At 71.5% G+C, this 13,479-nt stretch carries 12 protein-coding genes; all 12 read right to left on the minus strand.

Annotated features, from left to right (window positions below; all coding sequences use genetic code 11):
* Positions 1 to 50: 50 nt before the first annotated feature.
* The 12 genes from OOK40_RS12590 to fbaA all read right to left on the minus strand — a co-directional run bounded on the left by OOK40_RS12590 (position 51) and on the right by fbaA (position 13,362).
* Positions 51 to 1,253 (minus strand): cytochrome P450, encoded by a 1,203-nt coding sequence (locus tag OOK40_RS12590; protein ID WP_266480001.1) that lies wholly within the window; start codon positions 1,251 to 1,253, stop codon positions 51 to 53.
* Positions 1,254 to 1,344: 91 nt separating this feature from the next.
* The gene (locus tag OOK40_RS12595; protein WP_266480003.1) at positions 1,345 to 2,004 is read right to left on the minus strand and encodes a response regulator transcription factor; all 660 of its coding nucleotides are present in this window, start codon (positions 2,002 to 2,004) and stop codon (positions 1,345 to 1,347) included.
* Positions 2,001 to 3,344, minus strand: a complete 1,344-nt coding sequence (locus tag OOK40_RS12600) for a sensor histidine kinase (protein WP_266480005.1) — start codon at positions 3,342 to 3,344, stop codon at positions 2,001 to 2,003. Before OOK40_RS12600 ends, OOK40_RS12595 begins: the two co-directional genes overlap by 4 nt.
* Positions 3,345 to 3,417: 73 nt before the next feature.
* Entirely contained in the window at positions 3,418 to 4,251 is an 834-nt protein-coding gene (locus OOK40_RS12605; protein WP_266480008.1) for an NAD(P)H-binding protein, read from the minus strand.
* Between the two features lie 51 nt (positions 4,252 to 4,302).
* A complete protein-coding gene (locus OOK40_RS12610) occupies positions 4,303 to 5,181 on the minus strand; it encodes a S9 family peptidase (RefSeq protein WP_266480010.1) in 879 nt (292 codons plus the stop codon).
* 349 nt (positions 5,182 to 5,530) lie between these two features.
* Complete coding sequence (gene kynU / locus OOK40_RS12615) at positions 5,531 to 6,724, minus strand: kynureninase (RefSeq protein WP_266480012.1); 1,194 nt, start codon at positions 6,722 to 6,724, stop codon at positions 5,531 to 5,533.
* Complete coding sequence (locus OOK40_RS12620) at positions 6,717 to 7,538, minus strand: tryptophan 2,3-dioxygenase family protein (protein WP_266480014.1); 822 nt, start codon at positions 7,536 to 7,538, stop codon at positions 6,717 to 6,719. The genes kynU and OOK40_RS12620 overlap by 8 nt, the downstream gene beginning before the upstream one ends.
* Positions 7,539 to 7,638: 100 nt before the next feature.
* Positions 7,639 to 8,532, minus strand: a complete 894-nt coding sequence (locus tag OOK40_RS12625) for a DUF3152 domain-containing protein (protein ID WP_266480017.1) — start codon at positions 8,530 to 8,532, stop codon at positions 7,639 to 7,641.
* Between the two features lie 117 nt (positions 8,533 to 8,649).
* On the minus strand, positions 8,650 to 9,063 hold the full coding sequence (locus OOK40_RS12630; protein ID WP_266480019.1) for a DUF3151 domain-containing protein: 414 nt from the start codon (positions 9,061 to 9,063) through the stop codon (positions 8,650 to 8,652).
* A gap of 530 nt (positions 9,064 to 9,593) precedes the next feature.
* Complete coding sequence (locus OOK40_RS12635; RefSeq protein WP_266480021.1) at positions 9,594 to 11,075, minus strand: MFS transporter; 1,482 nt, start codon at positions 11,073 to 11,075, stop codon at positions 9,594 to 9,596.
* Positions 11,076 to 11,102: 27 nt separating this feature from the next.
* Positions 11,103 to 12,284: a MalY/PatB family protein gene (locus tag OOK40_RS12640; RefSeq protein ID WP_266480022.1), complete on the minus strand. Its 1,182-nt coding sequence runs from the start codon at positions 12,282 to 12,284 to the stop codon at positions 11,103 to 11,105.
* A gap of 55 nt (positions 12,285 to 12,339) precedes the next feature.
* The gene (fbaA, locus tag OOK40_RS12645; protein ID WP_266480023.1) at positions 12,340 to 13,362 is read right to left on the minus strand and encodes a class II fructose-bisphosphate aldolase; all 1,023 of its coding nucleotides are present in this window, start codon (positions 13,360 to 13,362) and stop codon (positions 12,340 to 12,342) included.
* Between the last annotated feature and the right edge of the window lie 117 nt (positions 13,363 to 13,479).

Raw genomic sequence — 13,479 nt, forward strand, 5'->3', positions numbered from 1 at the left:
ACGATGACCTGCGTGGGCTAAGGACAGGGCTACAGCTCGACGCGCTGCTTCTACAGCTCCACGCGCAGCTCCTTGAGACCGCGGATCACGAAGTTCGGCTTGCGTTCCGGCTCCGCCGCCGGACGCAGCGTCGGAGCCTGGTCCAGCAAGGCCCCCAGGGACGCGGCCAGTTCGATACGTGCCAGGGGCGCGCCGATGCAGTAATGGATGCCCGCGCTGAAGGAGATGTGCGGGTTGTCCTCGCGGGACAGGTCCAGGGTGTCCGGGTCGGCGAAGACGTCCGTGTCGCGGTTGGCCGAGCCGAAGAGCAGGGCGACCTCGGAGCCGCGCGGGATCGTCGTACCGTCGATCTCGATGTCGTCCAGGACCCAGCGCTCGAAGAGCTGGAGCGGGGTGTCATAGCGCATCAGCTCCTCCACAGCTGTGGACAGCAGCGAGCGGTCGGCGCGCAGGGCCGCCAGCTGCTCGGGGTGGCGGAACAGCGCCCACCAGCCGTTGACGGTGGCGTTCACCGTCGCCTCGTGGCCCGCGTTCAGGAGCAGGACGCAGGTGGAGATCATCTCCTGCTCGGAGAGCCGGTCTCCCTCGTCGTGCGCCGCGATGAGGCCGGAGATCAGGTCGTCGCCCGGCTCCTTGCGGCGGGCGGCGATCAACTCCCGCAGGTAGGCGGAGAATTCGACGGACGCCCGCACGGCCCGATGCGCCGTCTCCTGCGACGGGCTCAGCTCGTACATCCCGCAGATGTCCGCCGACCAGGGACGCAGCTGCTTGCGGTCGGACTCCGGGATGCCCAGCATCTGAGCGATGACGGCGACCGGCAGCGGCTCGGCGACGGCCGTCAGCAGATCGCCGCCGCCGTCCGCGACGAGCGCGCCCACCAGCTCGGAGGCCAGCCCCTGGACGTACGGGCCCAGCCGCTCGACCGTGCGCGGCGTGAACGCCTTCGAGACCAGGCGCCGGATACGGGTGTGGTCCGGGGGCTCCAGGTCCAGCATCCCGTTGTCGTTGAGCGTGTGGAACGGCTCGTGCTCGGCGGGCGGCGGCGTACGCCGAAACTCCTCGTGGGTGAAGCGGTGCAGATACGTCCGGCCGAGCCGCCGGTCCCGCAGCAGCGCGGAGACGTCGGCGTGACGGGGGACGAGCCACTGGCGGGTGGGCTCGTAGAAGTGGACGCGTCCGCGGGCGCGGAGCTCGGCGTAGGCGGGGTAGGGGTCGGCGAGGAATGCGGGTGACCAGGGGTCGAAGGCGGCCATGGGCCGACGCTAGCCGAAGGTACGGCCGGGCCCTAGGGGGTGTCGGGGCAATCCCCTCAGCCGGGCCCTAGGGGGTGTCCGGGCAATCCCCTCAGCCGGGCGTGACCAGCCTCGCCTCGTACGCGAACACCGCCGCCTGCGTCCGGTCCCGCAGCCCCAGCTTCACCAGCACCCGGCTCACATGCGTCTTGATCGTCGACTCGGCGACCACCAGATGCGAGGCGATCTCCGCGTTCGAAAGGCCCTGCGCGATCAGCACAAGGACCTCCGTCTCGCGTTCCGTCAGGTCGCCGACCTGCGCCAGCGCGGGCGGCCGCGGGTTCTGGGAGAGCTTGGAGAACTCCGTGATCAGGCGGCGCGTCACCGTCGGGGCGAGCAGTGCCTCGCCGGCCGCCACCACCCGTACGCCGTCGGCCAGTTGGCGTGCGGAGGCGTCCTTGAGCAGGAAGCCGGAGGCTCCCGCGCGCAGCGCCTGGTACACGTACTCGTCGAGGTCGAAGGTGGTCAGCACCAGCACCTTGGAATCGGCGTGCGCCGCGACGATCTCGCGGGTCGCCTCGATGCCGTTCAGCTCCGGCATACGGATGTCCATCAGGACGACGTCGGGGGCGAGCTCGGCGACCCTGGCGACCGCCTCGCGGCCGTTCACGGCCTCGCCGACGACCTCGATGTCGGGCATCGCGTTCAGCAGGACAGAGAAGCCCTCGCGGACCATGATCTGGTCGTCGACGATGAGGACGCGGATCGTCATGAGGTCTCCTCGGATGCGGTCTCGGCCGCGGCGACGGGAATGAAGGCGGTCACCTCGTAGCCGCCGTCCTGCGTGGGCTGCGCGGTCATCTCGCCGGCCAGCATCGTCACACGCTCCCGCATGCCCGTGATGCCGTGCCCGGCCCCCGGCGAGGGCTTGACCAGGCCCCGGGGCGCGGTGTTCACGACCCGCAGGCCCAGGCCCCCGAGGACGTAGGAGATCTCGATCTTCGCCGTCGCTCCCGGCGCGTGGCGCAGTGCGTTGCTCAGTGCCTCCTGGATGATCCGGTACGCGGAGAGCTCGACGCCCTGCGGCAGCGTGCGGACCGCGCCGGTGACCGTCTTCTCCGTCTCCAGGCCCGCGTTACGAACATTCGCGAGCAGGGTGTCCAGGTCGCCGAGCACCGGCTGCGGTGCGTCCGGGGCCTGGTAGTCCTCGGCCCGTACGACTCCGAGGATCCGGCGCAGCTCGGTCAGCGCGGCCACCGCGTTCTCCCGGATCGTGGCGAACGCCCGCTCCAGCTCGGGCGGCGGGTTCTCCACCCGGTACGGCGCCGCCTCGGCCTGGATCGCCACCACCGACATGTGGTGGGCCACCACATCGTGCAGCTCACGCGCGATGGTGGTGCGCTCCTCCAGCAGCGTGCGCTTGTCGCGCTCGACGGCCGTCACCGTCTGCTGGGCCGCGACTTCCTCCTTGGCCTCGCGGCGTACCTGCCCCACCGTCACCACCAGCAGCACCAGCGCGGCGACGAAGAGCATCTCCGGAGTGTTGGAGCTGATGCCCCGGGAGAGCACGACCTCGGCGAACACGCCGTATCCGGCGGTGAGCAGCCACATCCAGGCCGCGGTCCGCGGCCGGGTCCGCAGCGCCACCACGGTCATCACCGCCAGATGCGAAGCAAAGCCACTGGGCGACCACGGCCAGTCGAAGTAGAAGCCGGAGGCGATGCCCAGGGGTGTCGCCGCCAGCGAGAGCCACCACGCGCCGACCGGCCTGAGCAGCGTCATCACCACGGCGGCCGCCGGGATGAACCCGGTGAGCACCAACGCCGGTCCTACGGCCTCGCCGCCGTAGGCAAGGAGCAGCGTGAACATCGCCACGGCGCCGACCGCCGCATGCGGCGTCCAGGCCGCGTAGTCGCGTAGCCGGCCCGGGAGCCGGCGGGATATCGGCCCGTCCGTGCGCCTCCGCGGCAGCGGCCGGTAGGCGAAGGCGTCGTGGAAGAGGTCCTGGCGGAGCCCGCTCAGGGCGCCCACGGCCAGGCGGTACTCGGGGCTGCGGTTCGTCTCGGTCACGTACAGAACGGTAAGCGGACGGACGCACGCGGTCGTCAGCATCGCTGCGGATCCTGCCGCGTCCGTCCTGAGTACTACCTGCGACTACTCGCGGTACTTCCTGGTCAGGCGCACCCTACGGCCGGAACGCGTCCGCGTGCTCGGCCGCCCACTGAACGAAGGTCCGCGCCGGGCGTCCGGTGACCTTCTCCACGGTGTCGGCGACCGTGCGGCCCACTCGCGGCGTGTTCCCGTACGCGTCCAGCAGGAAGTCGATCACCTCCTGCGGGTGGCCCGCCGCCCGCCACTGCTCGACGGCCTCCTCCTCGCTCATCTCGACGAGCGCGATCTCGCGGTCTCGGGCCGCCGCCAGCGCGTTCACCTTGTCCTTGAGGGTGAGAACCTCGGGGCCGGTGATCACATACTCCTCACCGCCGTGACCGGCCTCGGTCAGAGCGACCGCGGCGACGGCGCCGATGTCGCCCTCGTGAACCATGGCGCTGAGCCGGTCGGTGAAGGGCTCGCGCACCTCGTCGGCGTTCTTGATCCCGTCCGCCCACTGCAGGGCGTTCGACATGAACTCGACCGGCATGATCACGGTCCAGTCCGTCTCACCCGCGCGCACGGCGTCCTCCAGCAGCGAGGGCTCGCCGCCGTGCAGCACGGTGACGCGGCGTACGCCCGCCTCGCGGGCCAGCTCCAGGATCCGCGGGCCGGTCTCCAGCGGGGCGAAGTAGGCCCCGCCGAAGGTGATCAGATGCAGGCCGGTGACACCCTCAAGCGCGGGGGCGAGCGAGTCCGGGTCGGTCAGATCGCCCCGCACGACCTCGACACCGGCCGGGAATTCGGCCTTCGCGGGGTCCCGCGTGAGGGCGCGCACGCGGTGGCCGCGGGCGAGGAGTTCGGCGACGACCTGTCGGCCGACGGTTCCGGTGGCTCCGGTCACGAGGATGTTCTCGGGATTCGTCATGAGCACACCGTAGAAAGGCTTGCGGTCAGCCTCAGTCCTCAATGAAAGGCTCTACCAGGCGAGTTGAGCGATCTCCTCCGCCACGACCGCGCACGCGTCGGCGGCGGGATCGATGAGCGGGAAGTGCCCGACCTCTTCGAGGAGGGTCAGCCCGACCGTCTCCCCCGCCTTGGCCGCGGCGTCGACGTACGACTCGGAGACGGCGTACGGCACGACGATGTCCGTACGGCCCTGCACGACGGTCGTGGCAATGCCCGTCGGCAGCAGCGCGGCCGGATCGGAGTGCGCGCTCCTCGCCTCGAACTCCGCCTCGCCGCCGAGGAGTTGGGTCACCGCGCCACCGCACACATCGAGCTCGACGGCCGTCGCGAAGTCCGCGATCGGGGCGAGCGCGACGACCCCGCGCAGCGCGGGCGGCGCGGCCGGCCGCCACGGCGACCCGACGGGCAGCACATGCCGCGCGGCGGCCCACAGCGCGAGATGCCCGCCCGCGGAATGCCCGGTCACCACGATGCGCCGGACGTCCGCCTGCGGCAGGGCCTTCCGCGCGAGGGCGGGCAGGGCGTCCATCACCGCAGCGACGTCGTCGAAGGTCTCCGGCCACCGCCCGGCGACGGGCCCGCTCCCGTGCTGCTGCGGAATGTCGCGCCCGCGCCGGTACTCCACGTTGGCGACGGCGAGCCCGCGGCGGGCCAGAAAGTCCGCGAAGGGGGTGACATGCCACCGGTCGTACGGCGCCCGCCAGGCGCCGCCGTGCAGCACGACGACGAGGGGCGCACCGGCCTGCCCGCCGTGGGGCGCGTAGAAGTCGACGACCTGGTCGGGATGGTCCCCGTACGCGACGGACACGTCCGGCGCGACGGCGGGATGCGAAAACACCGACTCGGCCTCGGCGGCGTCACGGGCGACGGGGTCGACGGGGTCCGGCATTGCGCTCCAGCCTTCCTGCGGAGTGGCGGAATTGACCTGACCAGCGGGGACGGTACCAGTCCGGCGGTGCCGGTCCTTCCGGGGTCCGGGTGGCCCGGGCCGGACGGTGTCCGGTTCGCTGCGCGGGGCGGTCCCGTACCCGCCCTCCCCCAGACTCCGTCCGGGGGGACCTCCAACCTCCCCGTATGCGGCCGCATGTCCTCAAACGCCGGACGGGCTGAGGTTTCCGCCGGTCGGCCAGAATGTTCTGGCCGACCGGCGGAAATTCAGCCCCGTGGGGGTCCCCCCGGACGAAGTCTGGGGGAGATTGAGGCGCGGGGGTCCGGGGGCAGCGCCCCCGGGGACGCCCTCAGCCCGCCAGAACCTCCGCCAGGACCGCCGCCGCCCGCTCCACATCACCGAAGCCCACGTACAGCGGTGTGAACCCGAACCGCAGCACGTCCGGCCGCCGCAGGTCCCCCACCACGCCCCGCGCGATCAGCCGCTCCATCACCGCGGGCGCGTCCGCGCACCGCAGCGCGACCTGGCTGCCGCGCGCGGCATGCTCGACCGGCGTCAGCGAGGCGATCGTCCCCTCGGGCACGTACGCCTCGACGCACTCCAGGAAGAAGTCCGTCAGCGCCAGACTCTTCGCCCGTACGGAATCGATCGAGACCCCGTCCCACACATCCAGCGCCGCCTCCAGCGCCAGCATGGACAGAATGTCCGGCGTCCCGACCCGCCCCCGGACCGCGCCCGGCGCCGCCTCGAAGCCGGGCGTCATCGCGAAGGGGTCCAGGTGCGAGTTCCAACCCGGCAGCGGGGAGTCGAACGCCGCCTGATGCCGCTCGGCGACGTACAGATACGCCGGCGAACCCGGCCCGCCGTTCAGGTACTTGTACGTGCAGCCGACCGCCAGGTCCACGCCGTGTTCGTCCAGGCCGACCGGCAGCGCGCCCGCGCTGTGGCAGAGGTCCCAGACCGCGAGCGCGCCCGCCTCGTGGATCGCCGCGGTGAGCGACGGCAGGTCGTGAAGGCGGCCGGTGCGGTAGTCGACATGGTTGACCAGCGCGACCGCCGTGCTCGGCCCGAGGGCCGAGGGCAGGTCCGCCGGGGCGACGGGCACCAGGCGCTTGCCCGTCATCCGGGCCGCCGACTCGGCGATGTAACCGTCCGTCGGGAACGTCGTCGCGTCGACCACGATGTCCGTACGGGAGTCGTCCCCGCACAGCCGTACCGCCCCCACAACCGCCTTGAAAACGTTGACACTTGTGGAGTCGCCGACCACCACCTGCCCCGGCCCCGCCCCCACCAGCGGCGCGATCCGGTCACCGATCCGCTCGGGTGCCGTCCACCATCCGCTCTCGTCCCAGGAGCGGATCCGCAGCTCGCCCCACTGCCTGCTCACCACATCCGCGACCCGCGCGGGTACATGCGCGGGCAGCGCGCCCAGCGAGTTCCCGTCCAGATAGACCGTCTCGTCGAGCGCGAACAGCTTGCGCGCACCGGCCAGCTCGTCGGCGGCGTCGAGCGCCGCGGCCCTGTGGGCCAGTGACTCAGACATGGCTGCGCGCCGTCCACAGCTCCGGGAAGACGTTCTTGCGGGCCCGCTTCTCCAGCCAGGCAACCCCGGCCGAACCGCCCGTTCCCGCCTTCGAGCCCATGGCCCGCCGCGTCGCCACCAGGTGGTCGTTGCGCCAGCGCCACACCAGCTCGCCGACATCGGTCAGCGCCTCGCCGATACGGACCATGTCGCTGTCCTGGTCCTCGCCGCCGTACACCGCCGCCCAGACCTTCTCGACGTCCTCCGACGGCTCGTACTTCTGCGACAGGTCCCGCTCCAGGACCGAGGACGGCACCGGCAGCCCGCGCCGGGCGAGCAGCCGCAGCACCTCGTCGTACAGGCTCGGCTCGTGCAGGGCCTTCTCCAGCTCGGCGTGCACGCGCGGCGCGCCCCGGTGCGGCACCAGCATCGACGCCGACTTCTCGCCGAGCAGGAACTCCATCCGCCGGTACATCGCGGACTGGAAGCCGGAGCCTTCGCCCAGGGCGCTGCGGTACGCGTTGAACTGCGCGGGCGTCAGGTGCGCCAGCGGCTTCCAGGAGGCATTGAGCGATTCGAGCTCGTACGTGCTGCGCTTCAGGGCGGCGAGTGCGACGGGCAGATCGTCCTCGCGCAGGGCGCGCGCCGCCGTCTCCCACTCATGGACGATGACGGTGAACCACAGCTCCATCACCTGTGTGGTGACCAGGAAGACCATCTCTCCCGGATCGTCCGAGAGCGTCTTCTGGAGGTGGGTGAGAACGTCCGCCTGGACATAGTCCTCGTACGGAGTGGTGCCCGCGAAATCCAGATTCGGGGCCGCGTCATGTGACATCGCTGTCTCCTCGACGTGTCCGGGTAGCGGTCCGCCCCTTCCTGTTGGCACGGGAGCCCCGGTCCCCACCGGCATCATAAGCCGACGTTCGTTTCACGGGTCAGAGCTCCGGGCCTGTGATGTACGTCCCGTCCTCGTCGTACGGCCAGGCATTGGAACGGCAGCCGTCCAGCCCCTTGATCTGCTGCATCATCACCGGAGCGAGCCTTCCGGGGCCCCCGCAGCCCAGGTGCCGGCTGATCCCGATCTCGTGCCCGACCTCATGGTTGATGATCAGATGCCGGTACTCGTCGGGCGTGCCCTTGAACGTCGGCGAGCCCAGCATCCAGCGGCGCAGATTCACCACGACACCGTCGGTGGTCTCGCAGTTCAGCTCGCCGTGGGTGTCGAGGCCCTGCTTGAGACAGAGACTGTCGGCGGTGGCCGGGGTGGCGATCCTGATCACGAAATCGGCGTCGGCCTCGGTCTCGACGAGCTGGAAGGAACCCCGGCCGTGCGCGCCCCAGCCGCGTGGATGGGCGAGTATCTGCTCGATCTCGGCGGCGGCGTCCTTCGCGGGGATGTCGACGCCGTCCTCGACCTGGACGCGGTAGCGCCGCAGCGTGCCCGAGCCGGACGGGCGGCCTGTGCCACGGGCGGTGGTGAAGGTGCCCGCACCCGAGGCCGGGACCTTGGCGGACGGCTTCTGCTTCGCCGGCGGCTCGGGGACCGGCGGACGGTTTCGCGAGGGGGCCGAGGGGGTGGTGCGCGGCTCGGGATCGGCGGCCTCGGGCGCGGCCGCCTCGGGGTCGGCGGCCTCGGGGCTCGGTGACGGCGGAAGGAGCGGCCGGACGGTGTCCTGGGCGGCCCCGGTCACGGCTTGTTCCCTTCCCTGCCAGTGCGCCAGGGCCGCGCCGCCGCCGAGCGCGAGGACGACGAGGGCGGCGGCGAGCGGGAGTATGCGTAAGGCCCGGCGGCGGGAATCCTTGCGACGGGCGTCGGCACGCTTGCCCAAGACAGACCCCTCCCCAGCGGTACCGGTGTGCGGGCGGACAGGCCGAAGGCCCGCTCCCCCGATCAAGACAGGGGATACGGGCCTTCGGTTCCATGATCAACGCAGCGTGTCCGCGCCTCAGCTCAGCGTGTCCGCCGCGGTCTGGGAGGAGTCCCGCAGGAACGTCGAGCAGCGTTCGTACTCCTCCTGCTCCCCGATCGCCTGCGCGGCTCGGGCCAGCGCGTGCAGGGCCCGCAGGAAGCCCCGGTTCGGCTCGTGCTCCCACGGCACGGGGCCGTGGCCCTTCCAGCCACTGCGCCGGAGCGCGTCGAGGCCGCGGTGGTAGCCGGTGCGGGCGTATGCGTACGACTCCACGACGCGCCCGTTCTCGAAGGCGTCGTCGGCGAGCCGTGCCCAGGCCAGCGAGGAGGTCGGGTACTTGGCGGCGACCTCGGCGGGCGCCGTCCCGGCCGCGAGCAGCTCACGCGGCTCGGGCTCGTCGGGCAGGTGGGTCGGGGGCAGTCCCCCGAGGAGGTTTTCATGGATGGACATGGCCCAAGTGTCACAGGTCCTGGCGAGATCCGCGGCGGGGCGCGGGGCGGTCCGGGTGCGGGGCGGTCCGGGGTGCCCGGTGCGGGCGTTCGTTGCTCGGCCGGGGCGCCCGGTGCCGTGGGTGCGGGTTCCGGGTCGCCTCCGGGCTCGACTCCTCGGCGTCGGCGGCAATGAGGCGTCCGTGTTGGTCACCCGGTGTTGGCCGCCAATCGCCTGCGGGGACGACCCTGCACCGCCCCTCCCCACCGGAACGCCAGAGGCGCGGGCGGGCAGAGTTCGCCCCCCCAAACCACCCACCCACAACGCCGACCGGCCTATCCAGCCCGTCCGGCGTTTGAGGACCGGGGAGGTTGGGGGTCCCCCCGGACGGAGTCTGGGGGAGGGCGGGGTGGGGAAAAGGCCCCGCGCAGCGGCCCACCCCGCACCACACGGCACCGGCGCACCCCGGACCGCCCAGAGCCGCACCCCGCGGCACCGGGCCACAACACGACCCGCACCCAGACCGCCCAGGCAGGGGGCGGAGCCCCGTGTCAGGGTCCCGCGGACCCCGTCACCCGTTCCTCCGCCTGTTCCAGCGGTGGCGCCGAGACCCCGCAGTTCACCCGGCACTGCGGCCGCGCCCGCGCCAGAACGTCTGCCGGTGCCGGCCTCCGTACCGTCGTCCACGCGATCAGCGAGCCCAGCACCAGCACCCCCGCACACATCGGCATCGCCCGCCGGAACGTCTCCCCGAACTGCTCCGCCGAGCGGTACGCCTCCGGCCCCATCCCCGCCAGCAGCGGCAGCGCCGCCACCGCGAGCAGTCCGGCCGCGCGGGCCGCCGCGTTGTTGATGCCGCTCGCGAGCCCCGCCCGCGCGGTCTCGACGGACGCCAGGACGGTCGCGGTCAGCGGCGCGACCAGCGTCACCATGCCCATGCCCATGACCACCATGGCGGGCAGCACATCGCGTACGTACGAGGCGTCCTCGCCCACGCGCAGCATCAGCAGCATCGCGCCCGCGCACAGCAACGGGCCCACGGTGAGCGGGATGCGCGGGCCGATCCGCTCCCCCAACTCGCCCGATCTCGCGGAGAAGAGCAGCATCAGCACCGTCGTGGGCAGCAACGCGGTCCCCGCGCCGAGCGCCGAGTAGCCCGCCACCACCTGGAGTTGCAGGGCGGTCAGGAAGAAGAAGCCCGAGAAGGCCGCGTACACGCACACCGTCACCAGATTGGCCGCGGTGAACTGCCGAGAGGCGAAGATCGACGGCGGCAGCATCGGATCCGGCCGCGAGCGCTCGACGAGTACGAACGCGACGGCGACCACCACGCCCGCGACGCCCGCCCACACCTGCGGCGCGATGAGCCCGTACGTGATCAGCGCCAGCGCCACCGCGCCGAGCACCGCGCCCAGTACGTCGAACCGGCCGTGCGCCTGCGGATCGCGCGACTCCGGCACATGCCGCAGCGCGACGGGTACGCACAGCGCGGCCAGCGGCACATTGATCAGGAACACCCAGCGCCAGCCGGGCCCGTCGACGAGCCAGCCGCCGAGGAACGGGCCGACCGCCGCGCCGACGCCCCCGAAACCCGACCACAGCCCCACCGCACGCGCCCGGTCGTCCGGGTGGAAGCTTGCCTGGATCAGCGACAGCGACCCCGGGGTGAGCAGCGCCGCGCCGACGCCCTGCAGGGCACGCGCGGCCACCAGGAGAATGTCGTTGGGTGCCAGGCCGCACAGCAGCGAGCCGATGGCGAACCAGACCACGCCGAGGACGAAGATCTTCCGCCGCCCGTAGCGGTCGCCGAGCGCCCCGCCGAGCAGGATCAGACCGGCCAGGGTGAGCGTGTAGGCGTTGACGGTCCACTGGAGGACCGCCATGTCGGCGTTGAGGTCCTCACCGATGCGAGGCAGTGCGACATTGACGACCGTGGAGTCCAACAGCGCCATGCTGGACCCGAGCACGGTCGTCAGAACCACCCAGCGGCCGGTGGCAGTAGAAAGCCTGATCTCGCCCGGGGCTTTGTCCATACCCGGATCATCCCAGCCGCCACCGGCTCAGACGAGTCGGCGGAGGGCACGGATCAGCGCGTCCACACCCCGCTCCGCCTTGGCGCGCGGGCAGCCGACGTTGAACCGTACGAAGCCCTCGACCCCGTACGTCGTGCCCGGCATGATCGCGACCTTCTCGCGCTGGATCAGCTCACGCTGCAGCACCGCGTCGTCGATGCCCAGCGCCCGCAGATCGATCCAGGCGAGATAGCCCGCCTGCGGCGGCTGCCAGCCGAGCTCGGGGAAGGCGGAGCCCAGCCGTTCGGCGACCATCCGAAGATTCCCCGCTACATACGCGCCGAGCTCGTCCAGCCACGGCCCGCCCTCGCGATACGCGGCGATGTGCGCGGTCAGCGACAGCACGGCCGGCGAGGCGAGCCCTTCGCCGGTCTGCATCCGGCGCAGAAACGCCGCGTGGTCGTCCGGGTCGCCGATGATCCCGTACGAGCCGCTCAGCGCCGGGAAGTTGAAGGCCTTGGTGGCCGAGGTGATCAGCGCCCAGCGGCCCGCTCCGAACCGCGTCCACGGCAGATGGCGCTGCCCGTCCGCCACGAAGCCGCGGTGGACGAAGTCGGCGTGTATCTCGTCGCTGACGACTGCGACGTCGTACGCGGCCGCCAGCCGGGCCGTCTCGGCCAGCTCGGCCCCCGTCCACACCCGTCCTGTGGGGTTGTGGGGCGAGCAGAGGACGAGCACTTTGCTGTCGGCACGGGCGAGCTGCCGCTCCAGTGCGGCCATGTCACCGACGGGCACCCCACGCAGCTCCCGCCCGAGGCCCGATATCGCCTTCAGGAAGCCGTCGTACGTCGGTGTGTGGACGACGACCCCGTCGCCCGGCTCTGACCACATCCGCAGCAGCTGGGAGAGCTGGTTGAGCACGGACGGCCCGTACACGACCCGTCCGGTGTCGATCTCGGTGTCGTAGCGGCTGCTGAACCAGTGCGCCACGGCGGACAGAAAGTCCTCGTGCCGCCAGTCGGTGTAGCCGAAGACGCCGTGGGCGACCCGGCGCTGGAGCGCTTCGAGGACCTCGGGCGGGGAGGTGAAGTCCATGTCGGAGATGGTGAAGGGCAGCAGCCCGTCAGCGCCGAAGCGGTCGGCGACCCCGTCCCACTGGATGCACCAGGTGCCGCGCCGGTCGACGGGGGTGTCGAAGTCATAGCTCACGATGAGTCCCTCCCGGGGCATGCCGCGGGCCCGGCACCCCGCGAGGGGGTGCCGGGCCCGGCGGTGCGGACGTCGTCTACTTGAGCTTGGTGCCCGTGGAGCGCAGGGCCGTACAGGCCTCGGCCACACGCTTGGCCATACCGGCCTCGGCGGCCTTGCCCCAGGTGCGCGGGTCGTAGGTCTTCTTGGAGCCGACCTCGCCGTCGACCTTCAGCACACCGTCGTAGTTCTTGAACATGTGGTCCGCGACGGGGCGGGTGAAGGCGTACTGGGTGTCGGTGTCGAGGTTCATCTTCACGACGCCGTTCTCCAGCGCGGTGGCGATCTCCTCGGCCGTGGAGCCGGAGCCGCCGTGGAAGACGAAGTCGAACGGGTCGGCCTTGCCGTACTTGGCGGCGACACCGGCCTGCAGGTCCTTCAGCAGTTCGGGGCGGAGCACGACGTTGCCCGGCTTGTAGACGCCGTGAACGTTGCCGAACGAGGCGGCCAGCAGGTAGCGGCCCTTCTCGCCCAGGCCGAGCGCCTCGGCGGTGCGCAGCGCGTCCTCGACCGTGGTGTACAGCTCGTCGTTGATCTCGTGGGTGACGCCGTCCTCCTCGCCGCCGGTCGGGGTGATCTCGACCTCGAGGATGATCTTGGCGGCGGCGGCCTGTGCCAGCAGCTCCTGGCCGATGGCCAGGTTGTCGGCGAGGGTCTCGGCGGAGCCGTCCCACATGTGCGACTGGAACAGCGGGTTCTGGCCCTGGGCCACGCGCTCGGCCGAGACGGCGATGAGCGGACGGACATAGGCGTCGAGCTTGTCCTTGGGGCAGTGGTCCGTGTGCAGGGCGACGGTGATGTCGTACTTGGCGGCGACGATGTGCGCGAACTCGGCCAGCGCGACCGCTCCCGTGACCATGTCCTTGTTGTGCTGGCCGCCCAGGAACTCGGCGCCACCGGTCGAAATCTGGATGATGCCGTCGCTCTCGGCCTCCGCGAAGCCGCGCAGCGCAGCGTGCAAGGTCTGGGACGAGGTCACATTGATGGCCGGGTAGGCGAACTTGCCTGCCTTCGCCCGGTCGAGCATCTCGTTGTAGACCTCGGGAGTCGCGATGGGCATGTGTCCGCTCCTTGTGATGTGCGGGTGTGTGGTGCTGGCCCTGACCTGGGGGCGACGTCATCGTCGCGGCCTATCTTTCCAGACTCTTGGCGCGGCTCCACCCTGCGTGCGTCGTGG

It is taken from the genome of Streptomyces sp. NBC_01481 (genome assembly GCF_026339995.1).
Classification (GTDB): domain Bacteria; phylum Actinomycetota; class Actinomycetes; order Streptomycetales; family Streptomycetaceae; genus Streptomyces.